The 26011-nt window shown below is 60.9% G+C and carries 16 protein-coding genes and 1 pseudogene; 14 read left to right on the top strand and 3 right to left on the bottom strand.

What is annotated here, in order from left to right; all coding sequences use genetic code 11:
* Positions 1 to 4: 4 nt before the first annotated feature.
* Positions 5 to 502: a DUF1993 domain-containing protein gene (locus tag FFM81_RS00310; RefSeq protein WP_003567610.1), complete on the bottom strand. Its 498-nt coding sequence runs from the start codon at positions 500 to 502 to the stop codon at positions 5 to 7.
* Between the two features lie 363 nt (positions 503 to 865).
* Between FFM81_RS00310 and FFM81_RS00315 the strand changes: the two genes are divergently transcribed.
* The 13 genes and pseudogenes from FFM81_RS00315 to FFM81_RS00375 all read left to right on the top strand — a co-directional run bounded on the left by FFM81_RS00315 (position 866) and on the right by FFM81_RS00375 (position 22223).
* Positions 866 to 1795, top strand: a complete 930-nt coding sequence (locus tag FFM81_RS00315; RefSeq protein WP_097536880.1) for a sugar ABC transporter substrate-binding protein — start codon at positions 866 to 868, stop codon at positions 1793 to 1795.
* Between the two features lie 67 nt (positions 1796 to 1862).
* Positions 1863 to 3404 carry a sugar ABC transporter ATP-binding protein gene (locus FFM81_RS00320; protein WP_138385280.1) on the top strand — a complete coding sequence of 514 codons (1542 nt, stop codon included), beginning with the start codon at positions 1863 to 1865 and terminating at the stop codon, positions 3402 to 3404.
* Positions 3405 to 3438: 34 nt separating this feature from the next.
* Complete coding sequence (locus tag FFM81_RS00325) at positions 3439 to 4464, top strand: ABC transporter permease (RefSeq protein ID WP_003567607.1); 1026 nt, start codon at positions 3439 to 3441, stop codon at positions 4462 to 4464.
* A 255-nt stretch (positions 4465 to 4719) separates the two neighbouring features.
* Positions 4720 to 5778 carry a dipeptidase gene (locus FFM81_RS00330; protein ID WP_003567606.1) on the top strand — a complete coding sequence of 353 codons (1059 nt, stop codon included), beginning with the start codon at positions 4720 to 4722 and terminating at the stop codon, positions 5776 to 5778.
* 99 nt (positions 5779 to 5877) lie between these two features.
* Positions 5878 to 7521, top strand: coding sequence for an ABC transporter substrate-binding protein (locus FFM81_RS00335; protein ID WP_025417347.1), 1644 nt, complete (start codon positions 5878 to 5880; stop codon positions 7519 to 7521).
* An 18-nt stretch (positions 7522 to 7539) separates the two neighbouring features.
* Positions 7540 to 8607 carry an ABC transporter permease gene (locus tag FFM81_RS00340; protein WP_138385279.1) on the top strand — a complete coding sequence of 356 codons (1068 nt, stop codon included), beginning with the start codon at positions 7540 to 7542 and terminating at the stop codon, positions 8605 to 8607.
* A complete protein-coding gene (locus tag FFM81_RS00345) occupies positions 8604 to 9539 on the top strand; it encodes an ABC transporter permease (RefSeq protein ID WP_003567603.1) in 936 nt (311 codons plus the stop codon). The genes FFM81_RS00340 and FFM81_RS00345 overlap by 4 nt, the downstream gene beginning before the upstream one ends.
* Positions 9536 to 10369: an ABC transporter ATP-binding protein gene (locus FFM81_RS00350; RefSeq protein ID WP_003567602.1), complete on the top strand. Its 834-nt coding sequence runs from the start codon at positions 9536 to 9538 to the stop codon at positions 10367 to 10369. The genes FFM81_RS00345 and FFM81_RS00350 overlap by 4 nt, the downstream gene beginning before the upstream one ends.
* Complete coding sequence (locus tag FFM81_RS00355) at positions 10366 to 11115, top strand: ABC transporter ATP-binding protein (RefSeq protein WP_003567601.1); 750 nt, start codon at positions 10366 to 10368, stop codon at positions 11113 to 11115. The genes FFM81_RS00350 and FFM81_RS00355 overlap by 4 nt, the downstream gene beginning before the upstream one ends.
* A gap of 162 nt (positions 11116 to 11277) precedes the next feature.
* Positions 11278 to 11466 (top strand): hypothetical protein, encoded by a 189-nt coding sequence (locus FFM81_RS00360; protein WP_025417345.1) that lies wholly within the window; start codon positions 11278 to 11280, stop codon positions 11464 to 11466.
* Positions 11467 to 11641: 175 nt separating this feature from the next.
* Positions 11642 to 11806 carry a hypothetical protein gene (locus FFM81_RS00365; protein ID WP_003567599.1) on the top strand — a complete coding sequence of 55 codons (165 nt, stop codon included), beginning with the start codon at positions 11642 to 11644 and terminating at the stop codon, positions 11804 to 11806.
* Positions 11807 to 12363: 557 nt separating this feature from the next.
* Positions 12364 to 20882, top strand: a pseudogene (locus FFM81_RS00370) (glycoside hydrolase family 94 protein).
* 102 nt (positions 20883 to 20984) lie between these two features.
* Entirely contained in the window at positions 20985 to 22223 is a 1239-nt protein-coding gene (locus FFM81_RS00375; RefSeq protein ID WP_003567597.1) for an OpgC family protein, read from the top strand.
* A 50-nt stretch (positions 22224 to 22273) separates the two neighbouring features.
* Here the strand turns inward: FFM81_RS00375 and FFM81_RS00380 are convergent, their stop codons facing one another.
* Together FFM81_RS00380 and FFM81_RS00385 are read right to left on the bottom strand one after the other, a co-directional pair.
* Positions 22274 to 22627, bottom strand: coding sequence for a VOC family protein (locus FFM81_RS00380; protein ID WP_003567596.1), 354 nt, complete (start codon positions 22625 to 22627; stop codon positions 22274 to 22276).
* 393 nt (positions 22628 to 23020) lie between these two features.
* A complete protein-coding gene (locus tag FFM81_RS00385) occupies positions 23021 to 24784 on the bottom strand; it encodes a glucan ABC transporter ATP-binding protein/ permease (RefSeq protein WP_138385277.1) in 1764 nt (587 codons plus the stop codon).
* A 324-nt stretch (positions 24785 to 25108) separates the two neighbouring features.
* On the opposite strand from FFM81_RS00385, the gene FFM81_RS00390 reads away from it, so the two are divergent.
* Complete coding sequence (locus FFM81_RS00390) at positions 25109 to 25864, top strand: LuxR family transcriptional regulator (protein WP_003567594.1); 756 nt, start codon at positions 25109 to 25111, stop codon at positions 25862 to 25864.
* Positions 25865 to 26011: the final 147 nt, after the last annotated feature.

A 26011-nucleotide genomic window follows, 5' to 3' on the forward strand; every position in this document is an offset into this window, starting at 1 on the left:
TGCTTCACCCCAGATAATCGCGCTTGCCGATCGGCGCACCTTGGTTGCGCAGGATGGCGTGGGCGGTGGTGACGTGGAAATAGAAGTTCGGCAGGGCGAAGACGGTGACATATTCGTCACCGGGGAGCACGATACCGCTCTTTCCAGGCAGGGTGATCTGACGGCTTTCGACGCCCTCCAGCGCCTCCTGTGAGAAGCTGGCGAGATAGGCTTCGGTCTTTGCCAGGCGCTCGCGCAGCTCGTCGAAGGTCTTCTCATTGTCCTCGAATTTCGGGGCATCGGTGGCGGTCAGGCGAGCGAGGGTGAATTTGGCGCTGTCGCTGGCGCGCTGATACTGGCCGGAGAGCGGCAGCATGTCGGGCGCCAGGCGCGCGGCGACCAATATGGCGGGATCGATATTCTTTTCCTTGGCATAGGCCTCGGCCTTGTCGAGGTAGGTCTTCAGGCTGGCGAGGCCGCGCTGGAACATCGGAACGGTGAGGCGATAGATCGAAATGGACATTTGTCCTGTCTCCAAAATCTTTAAATGACCGGCCGCGTCTCGATGTCGAAGACGCCTGCGGCCCCGGCGCTGTCTTTGACTTCCCATAGATGGATGCGCCGCTGATCTTTCACAACAGAGGGAAATCAGGCGCCGATGGTTAAGCCCGCCGCATTGCCTCCTTATCCGTACCTCGTCGCTTCTAAAGAGGCTTGACGTCGTTCCCAGAAAATGGAATGAATATTCCGAAGAACAAATTTTACGGTTTGTTTGTTCCGTTTTGCGCCGCGGGAGAGGTGGCGCGGGAATTGCGCTCCAAGGCAAGTGCCTGGAGCTCCGGCGTGAGGAGGGTGCAGCCGGGCACCGCTTGTGGAGGAAGTGAAAATGAAAAAGTTTATCCTGGGCACTGCGCTGGCGCTCGTCATGTCGACGGCCGCGCACGCAGAAACCGTCGGCGTCTCGATGGCGAAGTTCGACGACAACTTCTTGACCGTTCTGCGCAACGGCATGACCGATTATGCAAAGACGCTTTCCGGCGTGACGCTGCAGGTCGAAGACGCACAGAACGACGTTTCCAAGCAGCAGAGCCAGATCCAGAATTTCATCGCCTCCAAGGTTGATGCAATCATCGTCAACCCTGTCGATACCGACGCAACCACGGCAATGTCCAAGCTCGCCGCCGATGCCGGCATTCCGCTTGTCTACGTCAACCGCCAGCCGGTCAATGTCGACACGCTGCCGGACAAGCAGGCCTTCGTCGCCTCCAACGAGCAGGAATCCGGCACGCTGGAAACCAAGGAAATCTGCCGCATTCTCGGCGGCAAGGGCAAGGCCGTCGTCATCATGGGCGAGCTTTCCAACCAGGCTGCGCGTATGCGCACCCAGGACGTCCATGACGTCGTCAAGACCGATGAATGCAAGGGCCTTGAGATCGTCGAAGAGCAGACGGCCAACTGGGACCGCACCCAGGGCGCCGACTTGATGACCAACTGGCTCTCCAGCGGCATCGAATTCGACGCCGTGATCTCCAACAACGACGAAATGGCGATCGGCGCCATCCAGGCGCTGAAGGCAGCCGGCAAGGACATGACCAAGGTCGTCGTCGGCGGCGTCGACGCCACGCAGGACGCGCTCGCCGCCATGCAGGCCGGCGATCTCGACGTCACGGTGTTCCAGGACGCTGCCGGCCAGGGCAAGGGCTCGCTCGACGCTGCGCTCAAGCTCGCCAAGGGCGAAAAGATCGAGAAGAAGGTCTACATTCCCTTCCAGCTCGTCACGCCTGAAAACGTCAAGGACTTCGTCACCAAGAACTGAGACGAGTGCCAACAGGATGCGGGCTTTGCCCGCATCCTTTCGCCTGTCCGTATTTGGAGGAGATGATATGGCCGTCAGCCCGACAACCATGGCCGCCGTGCGTGCGAGCGGTGCAGTTCCGAATGCGGAATATCTGTTGAGCGCCGAGGGCGTTCGCAAGGAATTTCCGGGCGTCGTCGCCCTCGACGATGTGCAGTTCCGGCTGAAGCGCGCCTCCGTGCATGCGCTGATGGGCGAAAACGGCGCCGGCAAATCGACATTGATGAAGATCCTTGCCGGCATCTACATACCCGACAAGGGCGATATCCGCCTGAAAGGCGTCGAGATCCGGCTGAAATCTCCGCTCGACGCGCTGGAAAACGGCATGGCCATGATCCATCAGGAACTGAACCTGATGCCGTTCATGACGGTCGCGGAAAATATCTGGATCCGCCGCGAACCGAAGAACCGCCTCGGCTTCGTCGATCACGGCGTCATGCATCGGATGACCGAAGAACTGTTTACCCGGCTCAATATTGATATCGATCCCGATATCGAAGTCCGATACCTGTCGGTCGCCAATCGGCAGATGGTCGAGATCGCCAAGGCGGTTTCCTATAATTCCGACGTACTGATCATGGACGAGCCGACCTCGGCGCTGACCGAGCGCGAAGTCGAACATCTCTTCCGCATCATCCGCGACCTCAGGGCTCAGGGCATCGGCATCGTCTACATCACCCACAAGATGAACGAGCTGTTCGAGATCGCCGACGAGTTCTCCGTCTTCCGTGACGGCCGATATATCGGCACGCATGCTTCGACCGACGTTACCCGCGACGACATCATCCGCATGATGGTCGGGCGCGAAATCACCCAGATGTTTCCGAAAGAAGAAGTGCCGATCGGCGAGGTCATGCTCTCCGTTAGGGATCTTTGCCTCAACGGCGTCTTCAAGGACGTCTCCTTCGAGGTGAGGGCGGGCGAGATCCTCGGCGTGGCCGGCCTTGTCGGTTCCGGGCGATCGAACGTCGCCGAAACGCTGTTTGGTGTGACGCCGGCAAGCTCCGGCTCGATCGAGCTCTACGGCAAGCCGGTGACGATTTCTTCGCCGACGGAGGCGATCCGCCACCAGATGGCGTTCCTGACCGAGGACCGCAAAGATACCGGCTGTCTGCTGATCCTCGATATTCTCGAAAACATGCAGATCGCCGTTCTGCAGGACAGGTATGTCAAGGGCGGTTTCGTCCAGCAGGGGGCGATCGAGGCAACCTGCGAAGACATGGCAAAAAAGCTGCGGGTAAAAACGCCCAATCTTTACGAGCGGGTGGAAAATCTTTCCGGCGGCAATCAGCAGAAAGTGCTGATTGGTCGCTGGTTGCTCACCAATCCGCGGATCCTGATCCTCGACGAGCCGACCCGCGGCATCGATGTCGGCGCCAAGGCGGAAATCCACCGGCTGGTGACGGAGATGGCGCGAAACGGCGTGGCCGTCGTCATGATTTCGTCCGAGATGCCCGAGGTTCTCGGGATGAGCGACCGCATCATGGTCATGCATGAGGGGCGCGTGACCGGTTTCCTCAATCGCGATGAAGCAACGCAGATCAAGGTGATGGAGCTGGCTGCGCAGTGATGCGCCGTCTGCGATCGTCCAAGGGAGGTTCGACATGAGTACAAAGGCAGCAGAGGGCGCGGCTCCGCTCGCAACCCGGCAAAGGCGTCGGCGCATGCCGACCGAGCTCAGCATTTTCCTCGTGCTCGTCGGCATTGCGCTGATCTACGAAGTGCTCGGCTGGATGTTCATCGGCCAAAGCTTTCTGATGAATTCGCAGCGCCTGACGATCATGATCCTGCAGGTCTCCGTCATCGGCATCATCGCCGTCGGCGTCACGCAGGTCATCATAACAGGCGGCATCGATCTTTCCTCGGGCTCGGTCGTCGGCATGACGGCGATGATCGCAACGAGTTTCGCCCAGTCGTCGACCTGGGGACGGGCGGTCTTTCCCTCACTGACCGACCTGCCGGCTTTCGTGCCGATCATGGTCGGCCTGCTGATCGGCGCGGCGGCGGGTCTCGCCAACGGCGCGCTCATCGCCTACACGAAAATCCCGCCGTTCATTGCAACGCTCGGCATGTTCGTTTCGGCCCGCGGTGTGGCGAAGTGGTATACGAAGGGACAGCCGGTGTCCGGGATTACCGAGCAGTTTCACTTCATCGGAACCAAAGCCTGGCCGGTCGTCGTCTTCCTGGTGGTTGCGCTGATCTTTCACATTGCGCTGCGTTACACCCGTTATGGAAAGTTCACCTATGCCATCGGCGCCAACCCGCAGGCCGCGCGCGTTTCCGGCATCAACATCGAGGCGCATCTTGTTAAGGTCTACGTGATCGCCGGATTGCTGGCAGGTCTCGCCGGGATCGTTACGGCGGCCCGCGCTGAAACCGCACAGGCCAGCATGGGTGTCGGTTATGAACTCGACGCGATCGCTGCGACCGTCATCGGCGGCACCTCGCTCACCGGCGGCGTCGGGCGCATCACCGGCACCGTCATCGGCACCATCATCCTCGGCGTCATGACCTCGGGCTTTACCTTCCTCAGGATCGATGCCTATTACCAGGAGATCGTCAAAGGTCTCATCATCGTCGCGGCTGTCGTCATCGACGTCTACCGACAGAAGAAGCGCCGCAAGCACTGATCTCAAATGGCGCGATCCGATGATTTTAACGGGGGCTTCGGCCCCCGTTTCGTTTTAGCACCGACCACGGATTTTTAAAAAAAGAGGTGGCGAATTCCGTCAGCTTTTCTATTCTGCCATTTCATTCGCCCTCTACAGCGCCACGCTTCTGAAAAGACGCGCAAAGGACGCTGCAGCACTTTGAATGCTGCATAATTTTATTCTTAAATCGATTCCGATTTGAGGAATTAAGCAGTAGGGCAGCCAGGAAGACAGATGCAATTCGTATTTGACGGTCACAACGACGTTCTCCTTCGACTCTGGACACATTCAAAAGACGGCAGCGACCCGATCGCGGAATTCGCAGACGGCACGACGCTCGGCCATATCGATGCACGGAGGGCCAGAGAGGGCGGCCTTTCGGGCGGTCTCTGCGCGATCTATATTCCCTCCGGCGATCTGGTCTTTGCCGATCCGGATGCCGACGGCCGTTATATCACGCCGATGGCGGCGCCTCTCGATCCGCTGCCTTCCCTTGCCATTGCCACCGAAATGGCGGCGATCGCGCTGCGGCTCGACCAGGCCGGCGCCTGGCGGCTCTGCCGGACGGTGAAGGATATCCGCGGCGCCATGGCGGACAATATTTTTGCCGCCGTCATGCATATGGAAGGCTGCGAGGCGATCGGCGCCGATCTTGCGGCGCTCGAGCTATTTTATGCAGCCGGGCTGCGGTCGCTGGGTCCGGTCTGGAGCCGGCACAATGTCTTCGGTTACGGCGTGCCCTTCGCCTTCCCGATGTCGCCGGATACGGCGCCCGGCCTCACCGATGCCGGCTTCGAGCTGGTCAGGGAATGCAATCGCCTCGGTATCGTGGTCGACCTTGCCCATATCACCGAAAAAGGTTTCTGGGACGTGGCGAAGACGACGGACCAGCCGCTGGTCTCCAGCCATTCCAATGCCCACGCATTGACGCCGGTCGCCCGCAATCTGACGGACAGGCAACTCGATGCAATCCGTGAAAGCCGCGGCCTCGTCGGCATCAATTATGCCACCGCCATGCTGCGTCCCGACGGCCGCTCGGACAGCGACACACCCCTTGCCGATATGATCCGTCACATCGACTATCTGGTGAACCGCATCGGCATCGATTGCGTGGGGCTCGGATCGGACTTCGATGGTGCAACCATTCCGGAAGAAATCGGCGATGCGGCCGGCAATCAGAAGCTGATTGCCGCTCTCCGGGAGGTTGGATATGGTGAAGCCGATCTGACGAAACTTGCCCGTGAAAATTGGCTTCGCATCCTGGCACAAGCTTGGCGGGAGGACCACGCTTAAAGCGCTGGGCGCCTCTGGACGCGCCAGGAATGGACAGTAGTTTAATGTGAGATGACCGACAAAACGCTTCGTAATCAAGCAAGAACAGGGGAACAGACCATGATGATCACCAAGCTCAGCCGCAATTTCCGACTGCTTTCCGCAGGCGCCGCTCTTTCGCTGCTGATGATGACCGCACCCTCGGCCTTTGCCGAGACACCCAAGGATACGCTGGTCGAGGGTTTTGCCATCGACGACATCATCACGATGGATCCGGGCGAGGCGTTCGAGCTGTCGACGGCCGAAATTACCAGCAACAGCTACAGCCTGCTCGTCCGTCTGGATATGGACGACACGTCCAAGGTCAAGGGCGATCTGGCCGACAGCTGGAGCGTTTCCGATGACGGTCTGACCTATACGTTCAAGCTGAAGTCAGGCCTGAAATTCGCCTCCGGCAATCCGATCACCGCCGAAGACGTCGCCTGGTCGTTCGAGCGCGCCGTCAAGCTCGACAAGAGCCCGGCCTTCATCCTCACCCAGTTCGGCCTAACCGGCGACAATGTCACCGAAAAGGCCAAGGCGGCCGATGCCAATACCTTCGTCTTCACCGTCGACAAGGCCTATGCGCCGAGCTTCGTGCTGAACTGCCTGACGGCGACCGTTGCTTCCGTCGTCGACAAGAAGCTGGTGATGGAGCATGTGAAGGCAGTGACGCCGGATGCCGAGCACAAATACGACAATGATTTCGGCAATGAATGGTTGAAGACCGGCTATGCTGGTTCCGGCGCCTTCAAGCTGCGCGAATGGCGGGCCAATGAAGTCGTCGTGCTGGAGCGTAACGACAATTATTACGGCGACAAGGCGAAGCTCAATCGCGTCATTTATCGCTTTATGAAGGAAAGCTCGGCCCAGCGGCTGGCGCTCGAAGCCGGCGATATCGATATCGCCCGCAACCTCGAGCCGGGTGATATCGACGCCGTTTCGAAGAATGCCGATCTGGCGACGACGAGCGCGCCGAAGGGCACGATCTATTATGTCAGCCTGAACAACAAGAACGAGAACCTGAAGAAGCCTGAGGTCCAAGAAGCCTTCAAATATCTGGTCGACTACGATGCGATCGGCGCGACCCTGATCAAGGGTATCGGCGAAATCCATCAGACCTTCCTGCCGAAGGGCCAGCTCGGCGCGCTCGATGAGAACCCTTACAAGCTCGACGTCGCCAAGGCCAAGGAACTGCTCGCGAAGGCCGGCGTGCCCGATGGTTTCTCGATCACCATGGACGTGCGCAACACGCAGCCGGTGACCGGCATCGCTGAATCCATGCAGCAAACGCTGGCGCAGGCCGGCGTGAAGATGGAAATCATCCCGGGTGACGGCAAGCAGACGCTGACCAAATACCGCGCCCGCACCCACGACATGTATATCGGCCAGTGGGGGTCTGATTATTTCGACCCGAATTCCAATGCCGATACCTTCACCGGCAATCCCGACAATTCCGATGCCGGCACGGTAAAGACGCTCGCATGGCGCAATACCTGGGAAGCGCCGGAACTCGACAAGCAAGCCAAGGCTGCACTTCTGGAACGCGACGCCGGCAAGCGCGCCGCCATCTATCAGGATATCCAGAAGAAATACCTGGCCAACAGCCCCTTCGTCTTCATCTTCCAGCAGACCGAGGTGGCCGGCTACCGCAAAAGCGTGAAGGACTTCAAACTGGGTCCGAGCTTCGACACCAATTTCGTCGGTCCGATCGCCAAGGAATAGTCCGGCAGGATTGGTCGCTTGAGCACCGTCGCAACAACACAGGAGGCGCGGCCCCGAAAGCGCCGTGCCGGTACCTTCGCAAAGGCGGCAGGCCGGTTCCTGTTTGCCGCCGTCACCACCTATTTCGGCCTTCTCGCCGTCACCTTCTTCATCGGCCGCGTCGTGCCGATCGATCCCGTGCTCGCCATCCTCGGCGACCGCGCCCCCCACCATGTCGTCGAGCGCGTGCGGCGGGAGATGGGCTTCGACCTGCCGCTCTATCAGCAGTTCTACATTTATGTGAAAGGCGTCCTGTCCGGCGATTTCGGCAATTCGGTGCTGACGACCAATCCTGTCATGGTCGATATTCGCCGGGCATTCCCGGCGACGGTCGAGCTGGCGACATTGGGAACACTGATCGGCGCTTTCGTCGGTGTGCCGCTCGGCGTGCTCGCCGCGGTGCGCCGCGGCAGCATCGCCGACCAGTTGGTGCGCGTCATCGGCCTGATCGGCTATTCGGTGCCGATTTTCTGGCTGGCGCTGATCTCGCTCGTCATCTTCTATGCGCAGCTGCGCTGGGTGACCTTTCCCGGCCGCATCGATATCGTCTACGAATATACCTTCACGCCGATCACCGGCTTCTACCTTCTGGACAGCGCCTGGCAGGGGCAGTGGGACGTCTTCTATGACGTCTTCCGCCACATCATCCTGCCGGCTTCGCTGCTCGGCTATTTCTCGCTTGCCTATATCAGCCGGATGACGCGCAGCTTCATGCTGAACGAGCTTTCGCAGGAATATATCGTTGCCGCGCGCGCCAAGGGGCTTTCGGAAACGCGGGTGATCTGGGGCCACGCGCTGCGCAATGCCGCCGTGCCGCTCGTCACCGTCATCGCGCTTTCCTATGCCGGCCTGCTCGAAGGATCGGTGCTGACCGAGACCGTCTTTTCCTGGCCGGGCATTGGGCTGTACATCACCAATTCGCTGCAGAATGCCGATATGAATGCCGTGCTTGGCGGCACCATTGTCATCGGCACGGTTTTCATCGGCATCAACCTTCTGTCCGATCTTCTCTACCGAACGCTCGACCCAAGGACGAAAAACCGATGACGGCTCCCGCCAGCCCCTCTCCAACGATGAGCCGCCGCCAATGGCTGCTGTCCGACCGGCCGCAATCGCGCATGCAGGCCCGTCTCGGCCGCGCCTACGTCACCTGGCGGCAATTCACGGCCAACCGGCTTGCCGTGGTCGGCCTGCTGATCATCGTCGCGCTGCTTTTCATCGCCGCTTTCGCCGACGTGCTTGCCACGCACAATCCTGTCGTCGGCGATCTGCGCAATGCCCGGCTGCTGCCGCCGGGAACGAGCGGCTTCCTGCTCGGTTCGGATGACCAGGGCCGCGATATCTATTCGCGGCTGATCTACGGATCGCGATTGACTCTGCTTGTCGTCGTGCTCGTCGCTGTGATCTCGGCGCCGGTCGGGCTGATCGTCGGCACGGTATCGGGTTATGCCGGAGGCTGGGTCGACGCGACGCTGATGCGCGTCACCGATATCTTTCTCGCCTTTCCGAAGCTGGTGCTGGCGCTCGCCTTCGTCGCCGCGCTTGGTCCAGGTATCCAGAACGCGATCATCGCCATCGCCATCACATCCTGGCCGCCCTATGCCCGCATCGCGCGCGCCGAGACGCTGACGGTGCGGCGTTCCGATTATATTTCGGCGGTAAGGCTGATGGGCGCCTCGCCGATCCGCATCATCGTGCGCCATGTCGTGCCGCTCTGCATTTCCTCGCTGATCGTGCGCGTGACGCTCGATATGGCCGGCATCATCCTGACGGCGGCCGGTCTCGGTTTCCTCGGCCTGGGCGCACAGCCGCCGCTGCCGGAATGGGGTGCGATGATCGCTTCGGGTCGGCGCTTCATTCTCGATCAATGGTGGGTGGCGGCGATGCCCGGCATCGCCATCCTGATCGTCAGCCTCGGCTTCAATCTCTTAGGCGACGGCCTGCGCGACGCGCTCGATCCGAAGGAGAGCGGCCAATGACCACACTTCTGACGGTCGACAAGCTCAAGGTCAGCTACCCCACCCGCACCGGGGTGATCGAGGCGGTGCGCGGCGTCTCTTTCACGCTCGGCAAGGAAAGGCTCGGCATCGTCGGCGAATCCGGTTCCGGCAAGTCGCAGACCGGCCGGGCGATCATGGGGCTGACGCCGAAACACGGCATCGTCACGGCCGACAAGCTCGATTTCAACGGCATTGATCTCATCAATGCCTCGGCCGGCGAAAGGCGCAGGCTGCGCGGCAAGCGCATCGCCATGATCCTGCAGGATCCGAAATATTCGCTCGATCCGGTAATGACCATCGGGCGGCAGATCTGCGAAACGCTGCGCACGCATGAAAAGGTCGGCAAGGCGGAGGCGCGCGAACGGGCGCTCGCCATGCTGGAAGCAGTGCAGATCCGCGACCCGCAACGGGTCTTTGACTTGCATCCGCATGAGGTTTCGGGCGGCATGGGCCAGCGCGCGATGATCGCCATGATGCTGATCGCCGGCCCTGAACTGCTGATCGCCGACGAGCCGACCTCGGCGCTCGACGTAACGGTGCAGCTCGATGTGCTCAAAATCATGGACAGGCTGGTGGCCGAGCGCGGCATGGGGCTGATCTTCGTCTCCCATGATCTCCGGCTGGTTTCCTCATTCTGCGACCGGGTCATCGTCATGTATGCCGGAAAAATCGTCGAGGAACTGGCCGCTGCCGATCTCAAACATGCGCAGCATCCCTATACGCAAGGGCTGCTGAACTGCATGCCCGAGATCGGCCAGAACCGTCATCCGCTGCCGGTGCTCGACCGCAGGCCGGAGTGGGCGGCATGAGCGCGGCTCTCGAGATCGACAATCTCAGTGTGGTCTACGATGATTTTCATGCGCTGAAGGATGTCAGCATTGCCGTCCAAGGCGGGGAATCCTTCGGGCTCGTCGGAGAATCCGGCTCGGGTAAATCGACCCTGCTGCGGGCCGTGGCCGGGCTTGCGCCGATCAGTGGGGGCGCGATCAACATCGATGGCGAAGCGCTGAGAGGCTTGAAACGCAGCAAATCTTTCTATCGGCGCGTGCAGATGGTCTTTCAGGATCCTTATGGTTCGCTGCACCCGCGCCAGACCATCGACCGGCTGCTGCTCGAGCCGCTGGCGATCCACGGTATTTCCGACAGCGAGACGCGTATCGCCCGCGCGCTCGACGAGGTCGGTCTGGGCAACGGGTTCCGTTTCCGCTACCCGCACCAGCTCTCCGGCGGCCAGCGGCAGCGTGTGGCGATTGCCCGGGCGCTGATCGTCGAGCCGTCGATCCTGCTGCTCGACGAGCCGACATCGGCGCTCGACGCCTCGGTGCAGGCCGAGGTGTTGAACCTGCTGGAGCAGATCCGGCGCGACCGCAAGCTCACCTTCGTGATGGTCAGCCATGATCTCGGCGTCGTCACCCATATGTGTGAAAGGCTGGCGGTGATGCGCAACGGCGCCGTCGTCGAGCGGCTCACCTCTCGGGCGTTGGCGGAGGGCGCGGTTCATGAGGACTACACGAGAAATTTGATGATCGCCAGCAAGGGTTTCGTCAAAGCCTGAAAGGCAATCTTTTCAACCCGTTGAAAAGAAAAGACCGGCGGCGGCGTTAAGGATAAGATTTCCCTAAAAGACGACCATTCAACTAGACTATTGACAGCCGCCCCGCTTCTGTCATGATCCTGTTAACGATTGTTAGCTTTCGTGATCGATGGAGGTTGAGGCATGTTCTTTCTCGGTGGGATGACCATGGGCTACCTCGATCCACCGGTTAAAGCCGATCGTCGGGAACAGGTTTCGGTCTCCCTAACTGCGGAAAAGGATCGTCGGCTGCTCGAGATCCCCGCCAACCTCGGTCAGGCCGAGGACGCCGTCGAGCGCTCGTGGATCTGGGCATGGCGCACACTCTGCTGAAAAAGACGGGCTGCTGAAAAGTGGGCGGCTGAAAAGGCGAGCTGCTAAAAGGGCTGGTTGAATTTTCTCTTTCGTTCGCTCTGGACGGAAATTTATCTCTACCTAGTTGATAGAGAATGTAAGAAAACAAACGCGAGCCGCACAACCGGCCGCACGAGAACAACGGAGGCGACATATGGCAGATCTGGGTATTTCGCATGCTCACGTGAACCAGTACGGTTCCGTAGAGACCAAGAAGCCGCTGACCACGCGCCACAGGCTTCAAACGGTGCTCCATGGAGCAATCTTCACGGCAGCATTCCTGTTCGTCGTCGCCATGGTTTGCGGCGTCGTCGGCTGATCGGCTATGATAGACGCCGGCAAATGCCGGCGTTGCGGCGGTTTTCGCCTTTCTGGGTGATCGGCATCCGATCCCTTTTTCGTTCTTCCGGACTTCTTCATTCATCACGCGCGGCCGCATCGAAATTCTTCGTGCGACGCATTTCCGTCGTGTGTTTGAATATCGTCGTTTTCGAACCGATGATGCCACCCGGGATCGCGTGTCTTTCCTAAAATCGAAGAACTCTTGCATTTGCCGGAACCAGGGGCCGGCATAGTGCCGTTCACGCACTTTCCAAGCTCACGGGCGCGCTGCTCATGCCTCTTGACTTGAATAATCTCGATAGTGTCCAATTTTCGACATGGCTTTCGCGGAGAGGGTATCGAGCGCCTTGATCACCCGTCGGGCCGCGCCCTGGATCAGGGCTTAACCCGTTCGCATCGCCTGGCCCAAGCGTCATTTATCCCGGCTTCATCGATCTTCGAAGAAACGGGCTCCGTTCATGTAGCAGTCATGATAAGCAGTGCAAAAGGCTGAGCAAAACAGCCATAACTTTGTTTGGATCCAGAACCGAACCCATGTCTATTTCTAATCTTTCTCCGAGCCTTCCGCGCGAACCCGAGACCAAGCAGATCGATCACAACGATTCGATCCGCTCGACTTATCTTGCCATTGAAGACATCAAGGGGATTGGCGATGCGGTCGCCCGCGGCAGCGTCGACCGGCTGCCGGCTTTTGCCCCCTTCGATTTCTTCGCGCGCCACAAGGAAAACGAGAAGGAAATTCTGCGCGTCTACCGGACCACGGCGACCGACGTCGAAGCCGGCGAGACAATCACGCCGGCGGCGGAATGGCTGCTGGACAATCATTATATCGTTGAAGAGGCAATCCAGGAGGTGCGACGCGACTTCCCCCGCCGCTTCTATCGCGAATTGCCGACCATGACGGTCGGCGGTGTCGAGGTGCCGCGCACGCTCGTGCTTGCCTGGCTCTACGTCGCCCATACCCACAGCACGATCTCGCAGGAAAGCCTGACGGCGCTGGTCGACGGCTTTCAGGCCAGCGAGACGCTGAGGATCGGCGAACTCTGGGCGTTGCCTTCGCTTGTGCGTTACGTGCTGGTGGAAAACCTTCGCCGCATTTCCAGCCGCGTCGAAGCCAGCCGCCGCCTGCGCCGCCGCGCCAACGAGGCGGCCGATGAACTGGTGCGCCTGACCGATCCTGCGGCAGCGGCCAGCTATTTGAAGACGCTGGAACCGCTTGCCGAAGACAATACCTTCTCGACGCAGTTCCTCTATCGCATGCGTGACGGCTCGCAGACATCGAGTCTGGCGATTACCTGGCTCGACGAGCGGCTGGAAGAGCTTGGCCGCAATACAGAAGAGGCGACGACGGCAGAACACAGCCGTCTCTCTTCCGGCAACGTGACGATGGGCAACATCATCCGCAGCCTTCGCGAGATCGATGATGCCGAATGGTCGGTCTGGGTCGAGCAGGTCAGCCATGTCGACAAGCTGCTCTGGGAGCATTCGGATTACGGCATCCTCGATTCCGGCTCGCGCAACAAATACCGCAAACAGATCGAAAAGCTGGCCAAACGCTCGCCGCTGACCGAAATGCAAATCGCCCAACTGGCGCTCGACATGACGGATGCCGCCAAAGCCTCCGACGAGCCGCAGCCGCATGAACCGAATGTCGGCGGTTTCCTGTCCGGCGCGCAGCGGCCAAAGCTCGAAGCGCGGGCGAGTTATCGCCCGACGGTCACCCAGCATTTCGTGCGCGCGGTGCGCCAATTCAACTGGCTGGCAATTGCCGTGCCCGTCATGCTTTTGACGGTTATCGCCATGGCGATCGTCGGCCGGTTCATGGCCAATGCCGGCATGGGGGCGATCGAAATCGCCCTGCTTCTGATCATGTTCTCACTGCCGGCGTCGGAGGGGGCAACGGGTCTCTTCAATACCGTGCTTTCCTTCTTCGTGACGCCGGCGCGCCTCGTCGGATACGAGTTCAAGGAAGGTATTCCGGAGGATGCGCGCACGCTGCTCGTCGTGCCCTGCCTGATCTCGAACCGCGACAGCGTCGACGATCACGTGCGCAATCTCGAGGTTCATTATCTCGCCAATCCGCGCGGCGAGCTCTATTTCGCGCTGCTCAGCGATTGGCCAGACAGCGAGGCCGAGGAAACGCCTGCCGATCTGGAGGTTCTGGACTATGCCCGGCGTGAGATTGCCAATCTTTCCGCCCGCTATGCCTATGACGGCAAGACGCGTTTCTATCTGCTGCATCGCCGCCGCCTCTATAATCCCTCCGAAGGTGTGTGGATGGGCTGGGAGCGCAAGCGCGGCAAGCTGCACGAGCTGAACATGCTGCTGCGCGGCGACCGCGACACCACCTATCTGCCGGGCGCCAACACCGTACCGGCCAATGTGCAATATGTCATGACGCTCGATGCCGATACGCGGCTGATGCGCGATGCCGTTACCAAGCTTGTCGGCAAGCTCTACCATCCGATCAACCGCCCGGTCATCAATCCGAAAACCGGCCGTGTCGAAAGCGGCTACGGCGTGCTGCAGCCGCGCGTCACCCCGTCGCTGACGACGGGCAAGGACGCCTCGGTCTTTCAGCGCGTCTTTTCGATCAACCGCGGCCTCGACCCTTACGTCTTCACCGTTTCCGACGTCTATCAGGATCTCGCCGGCGAAGGCACCTTCACCGGCAAGGGCCTTTATCATGTCGATGCCTTCGAAGCGTCGCTGAAGGGCCGGATCGACGAAAACTCGGTGCTCAGCCACGACCTTCTTGAAGGTTCGATGGCGCGCTGCGCGCTCGTCACCGATCTCGAACTGGTCGAGGATTTCCCGATCCGCTACGAAGTCGAGACCTCGCGCCAGCATCGCTGGGCGCGGGGCGACTGGCAGCTGCTGCCCTATATGTTCAATCCGAAATACGGCGTCACGGCGCTTGGCCGCTGGAAGATGTTCGACAATCTGCGCCGCTCGCTGACGCCGATCGCCTGGTTCTTCGCCTCCGTCCTCGGCTGGTATTTCATGGGTCCGCTCGGCGCCCTCATCTGGCAGATCCTGCTGATTTTCTGCCTCTTCGTCGCGCCAACGCTGTCGCTGATCAACGGCATCATTCCGCGCACCAGCGATATCATCGCCCGCGCCCATCTCTATACGGTCTGGTCCGATATCACGGCCGCGAACGCGCAGGTCGCACTGCGGATCGTCTTCATCGCCGATTCGGCCGCCATGATGGCCGATGCGATCGGCCGTTCGCTCTACCGCCTGTTCGTCAGCCGCAAGCTGATGCTGCAGTGGCGGACCGCCGCCAGCGTCCAGGCGGGCAGCCAGGGCACGCTGGTCTCCTACTACAAGCAGATGTGGCATGCACCGGTGCTGGCGCTGCTGGCGCTCGGATTTGCCGCCCTGCCAGGCGGCAGCGCCTTCGTCGTCGGCATTCCCTTTGCGCTTTTGTGGATCCTGTCGCCTGTCGTTGCCTGGTATGTCAGCCAGTCGGCAGAAACCGAGGACCGGCTCGAGGTCGCCGATTCCGTGTCGAGCGAACTGCGCAAGATCGCCCGGCGCACCTGGCGCTATTTCGAGACCTTCACCACCGCCGAGCAGAACTATCTGCCGCCCGACAATATCCAGGAAACGCCGCATGTGATTGTCGCGGCGCGTACCTCGCCGACCAATATCGGCGTCTATCTGCTCTCCGTCGTGTCCGGCCGGCAATTCGGCTGGTTCTCCTTCGAGGAGACGCTCGAGCGACTGGAACAGACGATTTCGACGATCGACCGAATGGAGAAATTCCGCGGTCATCTATTCAACTGGTATCACACCGATACGCTGCAGACGTTGGGCCCTCGTTATGTCTCGGCCGTCGACAGCGGTAATCTCGCCGGCCACCTGATCGCCATTTCGTCGGCCTGCCGCAACTGGGCCGAGGCGCCGTCCGCCCACATGCAGGGCAATCTCGACGGTGTCGGCGACACGGCCGGCATTCTCGGTGAAGTGCTGGCGGACCTGCCCGATGACCGTAAGACCGTGCGGCCGCTGCGCCGGCGGCTGGAGGAACGCATCGTCGGCTTCCAGAACGCGCTTGCCGCCGTCAAGCGCGAGCATGAATTCGCCTCGATCCGCATCATCAACCTCGCCGTTCTCGCCCGCGACATCGAAAAACTCGCCGCCAATCTCGACCATGAGGTCAAGTCGAAGCAGAGCGAAGAGGTCACTCAATGGGCGGCATCGCTGGTGAAGGTCTGCGAGGCGCATATTTCAGACAGCACCTTCGACCTCTCCAAGGTCGATGCGCTCAGGCCGCGGCTGGTGGCGCTGCGCGACAAGGCCCGCGATCTCGCTTTCTCGATGGATTTCGGCTTCCTGTTCCGGCCGGAACGGCGCCTGCTGTCGATCGGCTACCGCGTCGAAAGCGGTGAACTCGACCAGGCCTGCTACGACCTTCTCGCCTCGGAATGCCGCCTGACCAGCCTGTTCGGCATCGCCAAGGGCGATCTGCCGACCGAGCACTGGTACCGTCTCGGCCGCCAGGTCGTGCCTGTGGGATCGCGCGGCGCGCTGGTCTCCTGGTCCGGCTCGATGTTCGAATATCTGATGCCGCCGCTCGTCATGCAGGAGCGCGGCGGGGGCATTCTCAACCAGACCAACAATCTGGTCGTCGTCGAACAGATGAATTACGCCCGCAAGCTCGGCATTCCGTGGGGCATTTCGGAGGCGGCATTCAATGCCCGCGACCATAACCTCAATTACCAGTACACGAATTTCGGCGTGCCGACGCTCGGCCTGAAGCGCGGCCTCGGCCACAATGCCGTCATCGCGCCTTATGCATCGCTGCTCGCCAGCCAGTACGACCCGCCGGGCGCGCTCGAAAATCTGCAGCGGTTGCGCAAGGTCGGTGCGCTCGGCAAGTTCGGCTTCCACGATGCCGTCGACTTCACGCCGACGCGCGTGCCGGAAGGCAAGAAATGCGCCGTGGTCTACAACTATTACGCCCACCATCACGGCATGTCGATCGCAGCCGTCGCCAACGTCGCCTTCAACGGCCATCTGCGTGAACTCTTCCACGCCGATCCGGTCATCGAGGCGGCCGAGCTGCTGCTGCAGGAAAAGGCGCCGCGCGACATTCCGGTCATGAGCGGCAAGCATGAATCCGACACGCCGGCCAGCATCCAGGACGATCTGCTGCGGCCGGAGATCAGGAAGATCAGCGAGCCGGCTTCGCGTGACCGCGAACTCGTGTTTCTGTCGAACGGTCATTATTCACTGATGCTGACGGCGACCGGCGCCGGTTATTCCCGCTGGAACGGCCTTTCCGTATCCCGCTGGAAAGCCGATCCGACCGAAGACCGCTGGGGTAGCTTCATCTTCCTGCGCGATACCGCCACCAATGAATGGTGGTCGACGACATCGGAGCCGAAGGGTGCCGAGGGCGAGAAGATCAAGGTCGAATTCGCCGACGAGAAGGCGCAGTTCACCAAGACGGTCGGCGACCTCACGAGCGAGGTGGAGTGCATCATCGCCACCGAGCATGATGCCGAGGCCCGCCGCGTCACCCTGCTCAACATGGGTGGGGAGGACCGTTTCATCGAAGTCACCTCCTACCTCGAACCGGTGATTACCTCCGACGATACCGATAATGCGCATCCGGCATTCGCACGGATGTTCGTCAAGACCGAGATCGGCAAGCGCGGCGACGTCATCCGCGCCGAACGCAACAAGCGCGATCCGAACGAGCCGAACATCAGCATCGCCCATCTGATCGTCGACAATGCCGGCGACACCCGTCACACGGAATTCGAGACCGACCGGCGCAAGTTCATCGGCCGCGGCCGCAGCTTGGCCGATGCGGCCGCCTTCGATCCGGGGGCGACGCTTTCCGGCAGCGACGGCTTCATGCTCGATCCCGTGATGTCGCTGCGCCGCACCGTCCGCGTGCCGGCCGGCAAGAAAGTCAGCGTGATCTTCTGGACGATTGCAGCGCCGAGCCGCGACGAAGTCGACAAGGCGGTCAATCGCTACCGTCATCCCGACGCCTTTACCCACGAGCTGGTCCAGGCCTGGACGCGCACGCAGGTGCAGATGCGCCATGTGGGCGTCACGTCGCAGCAGGCGGCCGCCTTCCAGCATCTCGGCCGTTATCTCGTCTATCCCGACATGCAGCTGCGCAAGGACGAAGCGACCGTCGAGGCCGGCCTTCAATCGCAATCGGCGCTGTGGCCGTTGGCGATCTCCGGTGACTTCCCGATCTTCACGCTGCGCATCAACGACGACATGGATCTCGAGATCGCCCGTGAGGCGCTGCTGGCGCAGGAATATCTGCGCTCGCGCGGCGTCACGGCCGATCTCGTCATCATGAACGAACGCGCCTCTTCCTATGCGCAGGACATGCAGCACGCGCTCGACGCCATGTGCGAAAACGTGCGCCGCATGGGCCAGGCCGACGGCTTGCGCCAGCATATCTTTGCGGTTCGCAAGGACCTGATGGAGGAAAGCACCTATCATGCGCTGATCGCGGCTTCCCGCGTCACGCTGCATACGAAGAACGGCAAGGTCGTCGACCAGATCAACCGCGCCGTGGCGCTATTTGCACCCTCCAAGGAGGAGCTGCAGGAGATGGAACGGGCCGAGCGCAACAAGGTCCCGGTCAAGCGCATCGCGCCGGTGCCGCCACCGGCGGTGCCCGCTGTCGTCATCGAGGAAGAGGGCGACCTCGACTTCTGGAACGGCATCGGCGGCTTTGCCCGCGACGGACGTGAATATGTCGTTCGCCTGCCCGGCGGCCATGCGACGCCGCAGCCCTGGATCAATGTCATCTCCAATGACAGGTTCGGCTTCCACGTGTCGGCCGAGGGCGCCGGCTTTACCTGGAGCGCCAATTCGCGCGACTATCAGCTGACCTCATGGTCGAACGATGCGGTGATCAACCGTTCGGGTGAGGCGTTCTATCTCGCCGATCTCGACAGCGGTGCCGTCATGACGCCGTTCGCGGCGCTTTCGCGCCGGCCGGACATCCGTTTCGAAGCCCGCCACGGGCTCGGCTATTCCGTTTTCTCCAGCGTTCAGCACGAGATTGCGCTGGAGCTGACGCAGACGATCGACCGCGAAAGGCCGGTGAAACTGCAGCGCCTGCGCCTGCGCAACACCGGTTCGACCAGCCGCAGGCTGCGTCTCTATGGTTATGTCGAGTGGATCCTCGGCAGCAATGCGGCCCGCACCGCGCCCTTCATCCTGTCTAGATATGACGAGGAGGCCGGGGCGCTGTTTGCCACCAATCCCTACAGCATCGATTATTCCAACCGCACCGCCTTCTTCGCGGCGAGCGAGGCGCTTTCGAGCTTCTCGGCAAGCCGGCGCGAATTCGTCGGCAAGGCGGGGACGATCCAGGCGCCGCAGACCGTCACCTCCGCCGCCTCGCTTTCCGGCACGGCCGACCTCGACGGTGATCCGGCCGCAGCCCTTGCGATCGACGTCGAGCTTAGCGCCGGCGAGGAGCGCGACTTCTTCTTCTTCCTCGGCGATACGCCGACGGAGGAAGAAGCGCGTGGTGTGATCGCCGATATCCGCAAGGTTTCGTTCGACGATACCGTCGAGGCGAATCGGGCCTTCTGGCGGGATTTTACCGGCAGGCTGCAGATTTCGACGCCGGATCGCGGGATGAACAATCTCGTCAACACCTGGCTGCCCTATCAGAGCCTCGGCTGCCGCATCATGGCCCGCACCGCCTTCTACCAGGCAAGCGGCGCCTTCGGCTTCCGCGATCAGCTGCAGGACACGCTGGCCTTCGTGCTGCACGAACCCAAGCTTGCCCGCGGGCAGATCCTGAATGCCGCTTCACGCCAATTCCGCGAAGGCGACGTGCAGCATTGGTGGCTGCCGGGAACGGGCGCGGGCGTGCGCACCTTGATCTCGGACGACGTCGTGTGGCTCGCTTACGCGATCCATCATTACTGCAGCGTCACTGGCGACAGAAGCGTGCTCGACGAGGAGATCGCCTTCCTGGAAGGGCCGGCTCTGCTCGAAGGCCAGCATGACTCCTTCTACAAGCCGGAGATTTCCGAGGACAAGGCGAGCGTCTACGAGCACGCGGCGCTGGCTCTCGATCTCGCTATCGCCCGCAAGGGCACTAACGGCCTGCCGCTGTTCCTTGGCGGCGATTGGAACGATGGCATGAACCGCGTCGGTATCGGCGGGCGCGGCACCAGCGTCTGGCTCGGCTGGTTCCTGGCCGGCGCATTGCGCTCCTTCACTCCCTATGCCGAAGAGCGCGGCGACACGGCACGTGTGGAGCGCTGGTCGGCGCATCTGACCGAGCTGAAGAAGGCGCTCGAAACTGCGGGTTGGGATGGCGGCTATTATCGCCGCGGCACGTTCGACGACGGTGCGCTGCTCGGCTCCAAGGAAAGCCCCGAATGCCGGATCGATCGATTGCGCAATCATGGAGCGTGCTGTCGGGCGAGGGTGATCCAGCCCGCGCCGTCACGGCGATGGATGCCGTGCTCGACCAACTGGTCGATGAGGATGCCCGCATCATCCGTCTGTTCACGCCGCCCTTTATCAATTCCGCTAGGGATCCCGGCTATATCAAGGCCTATCCCCCGGGTGTACGCGAAAATGGCGGGCAATATACCCATGCCGCGACCTGGGTGGTGATGGCGCTGGCGGAGCTGAAGCGGGGCGATGACGCGTTGCGCTGCTTCCAGATCCTCAACCCGATCACCCATGCGCTCGACAAGGCTTCGGCGGAAGAATACCGCGTCGAACCCTATGTCGTGGCGGCCGACGTCTACGGGCATGAGCCCTATACGTCGCGCGGCGGCTGGACCTGGTATACCGGCTCCGCCGGCTGGCTCTACCGCGCCGCCGTAGAGGGCATCCTCGGCATCCGGCTGAAGGGCGGGAAGCTCTACGTGCGGCCGTCGCTCCCGTCGGAATGGGACGGTTTTGCGGCAGAGGTGGAACAGGGCGGCGGCAAATACCGCATTTCGGTCTCAAAAGCGTCCAATGACAGCGGCTACACTCTGTCAATCAACGGCTGCGAAGTCACCGATCCCGCAGAGGGATATCCGCTCGGATAACAGCGTTCTCCACGCTGAAAAACACGGCGATTCGCGGCGGCCAAAAGGGAACCCTTTTGGCCGTCGTCGCGTTTGCAAATCGGACAACAGGAGACATCCCCTATGGCAAGCACGCGGACCGAAGCCATCGGCACCGAGCGCACATCCTTCTCCGCCGCTGCATCACAGCGCGACACGCGGCTAGACGTCTTGCGTGGCCTCGCCCTGATCATGATCTTCATCAATCATGTTCCCGGACAGATCTTCGAATATGTGACGACAAAGAATTTCGGTTTCTCCGATGCTGCCGAGGCCTTCGTGCTGATCTCCGGCATTGCCGTCGGCCTTGCCTATGGTTCCGGGTTCCGGCCGGGCAACCGCCTCAAGATGGCGCTCAAGGCGGTCAAGCGCGCCTTTACTCTTTATCTCGCTCATATGATCACCACCTTCATGACGCTGGCGCTGTTCATCTGCGGCGCGTGGCTGTTTCACCGGCCGGGCTTGCTGGTCGAAATCAATATTCTGGCGCTGCTGATGAACCTGAAGGAAGGTATTCCGGCGCTGCTGCTGCTCGGCCACCAGATCGGCTACAACAATATCCTGCCGATGTACGGCGCGTTGATGCTGATGGTGCCGATCATCCTGTTCCTGAATGCGCGCAGCCCGTTGCTGGCACTCGGCGTCTCCGGTACGGTCTGGCTGCTTGCGGGCATCTACGAGGTGGCGCCGCACAATATGCTGATCGAGAGCTACTGGTTTCTCAATCCGCTTTCCTGGCAGTTCCTGTTTTCGATCGGTATCGTTTCGATGCTGCATATCAAGCGCGGCGGCACGATCCCCCGGCATCCGTTGCTGCTTGCGGTTGCGGCCGCTTACGTCGCCCTGTCCTTTATTTGGGTGACCGGCCATCTCTGGGCCCTCGGCAACTCGCTGGCAGCCCTTGGCCTGCCGACTGTCATCACCGGTTTCGACAAGACCTTCTTGTCATTGCCACGGCTGCTTCATGTGCTGGCGCTGACCTACCTCGTCATCAGCATTCCGGCGTTCTCGCGTATTCTACGCCGTCCTGCCGACCATCCGCTGACCATTCTCGGCCGCCATTCGCTGAATATCTTCGTCGCCGGCACGATCCTCGCCATGATCGGCCAAGTGGTGCTTTTTATCACCAACAAGGATCCGCTGGTTGGGCCGCTCTTCGTGGTCGCCGGCATCGCGACGCAATTCGCCTATGCCTATTATCTCGAACGCAAACGTCGAGAGGGCAAGGTCAAGGAGAAACTCGTCACCGAGCCCGCCACCATCCCGGTGCCCGTCCGCATCGGCGGAACGGCCAACGTCTACCGCCGCAACGATCGGAAATAAGGCTCGGACATCCTGTGAGATGAACTAGCCGGTGGCCGATGGCCGCCGGCTCAATTTTTATGGACGAGAATGTTCACCAATTTGCCCAGGGGATCACGCACATAAAAGCGCCTGACGCCCCAGGGCTCGTCGGCCGGCCCGTACTCGATCGCAAAGCCGGCAACCGACATCGCCTCGAAGGCGGCATCGAGATCGTCGACCTCGATCGAGAGATCGGGTACCGGCGTTCCTGAACCGCCCTCGCTGGCGATGCTGAGCTGGATGGTCATCGGCCTCGCGGCGCCGAAGGTCGTGATCCAGCCGTGATCCATGATGACGTCGAGCCCGAGGATCTCCTGATAGAACCGCCGGGCCGGCGTGATGTCAGGGGCTTCGATATTGGCGACGATGCGCAGGACCTTCATGGGTGTTTCTCCTGTGCTTGGGACATGCGGAGGTTAGGGAAGAACGGCGGGGGGATCAATCGGTCTTGGTCTCACTGGCGAGGTTGGCCGTGTGGCGCCCCTTCTGCCCTGCCGGGCATCTCCCCCACAGGTGGGGAGATTGGACGGGGCGATGGTTTCCCCAAAGAACTGCCCATCACATGAATCTGAACAGAAGGCGATTTGGCAAGGCAACCGGAGCGTTTGATGTTTTGCGGTGGAGCAAGCCTCCCGCCAATCTCCCTCCTTGTGGGGGAGATGCCCGGTAGGGCAGGGGGGGTTATCACACGGCACGCCCCTGCTTCCATATTCCAGACAAGCAAAAAGGCCGGAAGGGATCTACCCGTCCGGCCTTTATTTGGAAATCCGAACCGATCAGGCGGCTTCGGTGGTATGGGCCCTGCGGACCTCTTCGTCCGTCAGGATGCCGCTGGCGCGCAGCAGGGCGGCAAAGCGGCCGTTGCTGTGGCTGAGTTCGTCGAAGCTACCCTGTTCGACGACGCGGCCGTCATCCAGGAAGAGCACCATATCGGCTTCGCGGACCGTCGACAGGCGGTGGGCGATGATGAAGGTGGTGCGATTCTCCCGCAGATTGTCGATCGCGGCCTTGACGCGGTTTTCGGTCTCGACGTCGAGCGCCGAGGTCGCCTCGTCGAGCACCAGGATCGGCGCGTCCTTGAGGATGGCGCGGGCAATCGCGATACGCTGGCGCTCGCCGCCGGAGAGCTTGTTGCCGCGCTCGCCGACATGGGTATCGTAGCGATCCTCACGGGTCTCGATAAAGTCTGCGGCGGCGGCGGCCTCGGCCGCACGGCGCATTTCCTCTTCGCTGGCGCCCTCGCGGCCAAGGCGGATGTTTTCGCTGATCGAGCGGTTCAGCAGGCCCGCATCCTGGAAAACGGTGGCGATGTGGCGACGCAGCGACTTGCGGGTCACCTTGGTAATATCGGTGCCGTCGACGAGGATCTGGCCGCCCTGGGGGTCGTAGACACGCTGCAGCAGGTTGACGAGCGTCGTCTTGCCGGCGCCGGTCGGGCCGACGATCGCAACCGTCTGGCCTGCCTTCACCGAGAAGGAGACATTGTGCAGGCCCTGCGAGCTGTTGCCGAAGCCGAAGGAGACGTCGCGGAACTCGATCGCACCCTTGACGTCCTTGATCTCGCCATTGCCCGCCGGTTCTTCGCGTTCGCGCACCGAATCTTCGAGCGCATAGAATTCCTCGAGCTTGGAACGGGCTTCGAAAATCTGCGTGGCGAACTGGCGCATCAGATCGAGGCGGCCAATCAGCAGGTTGGCAAAGCCGATGAAGGCGATGACGTCGCCGACGCGCAGCTGGCCGGCCTGAACAAGCATGGTGCCGATGATCAGGACCACCATCATGGCAATAGTCGACGCCATACGGTTCAGCGCGCTGGCGATCGCCCACCAGTCGAGCACCGGATACTGGGCTTCGAGCAGGCGGTCGGCGAATGATTTCAGCGCCCGGGTTTCAGCCTCGATGCGGTTGTAGCTGTGCAGGACTGAAACGTTGCTGATCGAGTCGCTGACATGCGAGAAGACGGTGTGATAATGGTTTTCGACCGAAGCCTGGCCGTCTTTGGTGCGGCTCATGACGACGCGGCCGATCAGCCAGTAAGCGACGGCGAGCACCATGAGGACAGCGGAAAGGCGCATGTCCATCGACATTGCGGTCGGGATCAGAAGAGCAAGCGCGATGACCGTCGACAGGTGGTTACGCATGAATTCCAGCCAGAGGCCGAACAGCGTTTCGCAGGCGCGCAGCAATGTATGCAGCGCGTTGGAGGTGCCGCGCTGGTGGTGCCAGCCAAGCGGCATGGAAATGATCCGGCCAAAGGCTTCCGTCAGCAGCGTCGCTCGCCGGCCATGGGCCAGCCGGTCGGCCTCGCGGGCGACTAGGACAAAGGCAATCGTGTTGAAAACGGCGAACGTCGCCCACATGAAAAGGATAGGTTTGACCTCGCCCTTGCCGGAAATCGCATCGATAATGCGACCGAACAGGATCGGCTCCGCGATGGTGATCGTCGCCAGAACGATGTTTGCCACCACGACCAGGGATACGCGCAGCTTGTAGGCGCCAAGATAGCGCAGAGCTCTTGCATAGACCTTGAATAGTGTCACGTCGAACCTCTTGTGCATCTGCGAAAACGGGATGATCGATGCTACAAAAGGCTACCTGAACCGGCGATTAACGGCGTATTCAGGGGTTTAATTTCAATCGACGATTAACCCAATCGTACTATCGCAGGATGCGACGGATTGGCCATGGCAACCGAATTGCTGCGCGGTTATATCCCGCAACAATTTGCGCTTGCATTTTAATAATAATTTAGCGCAGCATTGAAATTAGAGACTGCATTTTTTGAAGAAGACCGTTTCGCGACCTATCTGACAAGCCGCCGACGGCCTCGATGCGGGCATCACGTCCGGGCAAGGGGCATTTTTGTGAATATTAATGTGCTGATTCAGTTGCTTATCATTCTGGAAGAAACACCACATGCTCGGGCCGTGGTCAGCGAGCTGGAGCAGGTAATCGAGAATTGCGGCTTCGAATATTACGACCTGCTTCGTCATCTGCCGCGAAATCCGGCGCAGCGGAATCCGGAGCCCCGGGCGGCGGCGCTAGCCGGCCGCTGGCCGGTACAATGGCCGCAAATCTATACTGCGAAAAAATATGCTCTGATCGATCCGATGGTGCGTTACCTCGCTCATGCGCAGCGGCCTTTCCGCTGGCGGGAAAGTCTCGCAGCCTTCGGCAAGGATGCGCAGCAGCGCCGCATGGAGCAGATGATGGTCGACGCCTTCGGTCATGGGCTGGAAGACGGCTATATCTTTCCCATCCACGGACGGAACGGCATTCTTGGCAGCCTCAGTCTCGCCGGCAAACCTGTCGAGCTGTCGCCGGTGGAGATTGCCCTGTTTGAGGCGGTGGCGCGCAAGAGCTTCTGGCGATTGCTCGAGCTGAAAGACGAGGCGCAGGCGCTGGAAACCGTGCTGCCGGCCGACACACCGCTGACGCGGCGCGAAATGGAGATCCTGCATTATCTCGCCGAAGGCATGACTTCGATGGAAATCAGCAAGATGCTGAAGATCTCGAACCACACCGTCGACTGGTATATGAACGGCTTGCAGAACAAACTGAAGGCGAAAAACCGGCAGCAGGCGGTGGCGCTTGCCTTCCGTCACCGCCTAATTAGCTAAAGCATGCGAATATACCCGATTTTCATGCCGTTTCTTTGATTTCGAAAGGGATTTAGATTTAACACGCTTTGGCGCGTCGCATCGAATTTCAACGATGCGACGCGCTTAAGCCTCTGTTTTTGCATGTCGTTCTGTCGGGACCACGGC

The organism is Rhizobium hidalgonense, from assembly GCF_005862185.2.
Classification (GTDB): Bacteria; Pseudomonadota; Alphaproteobacteria; order Rhizobiales; family Rhizobiaceae; genus Rhizobium; species Rhizobium hidalgonense.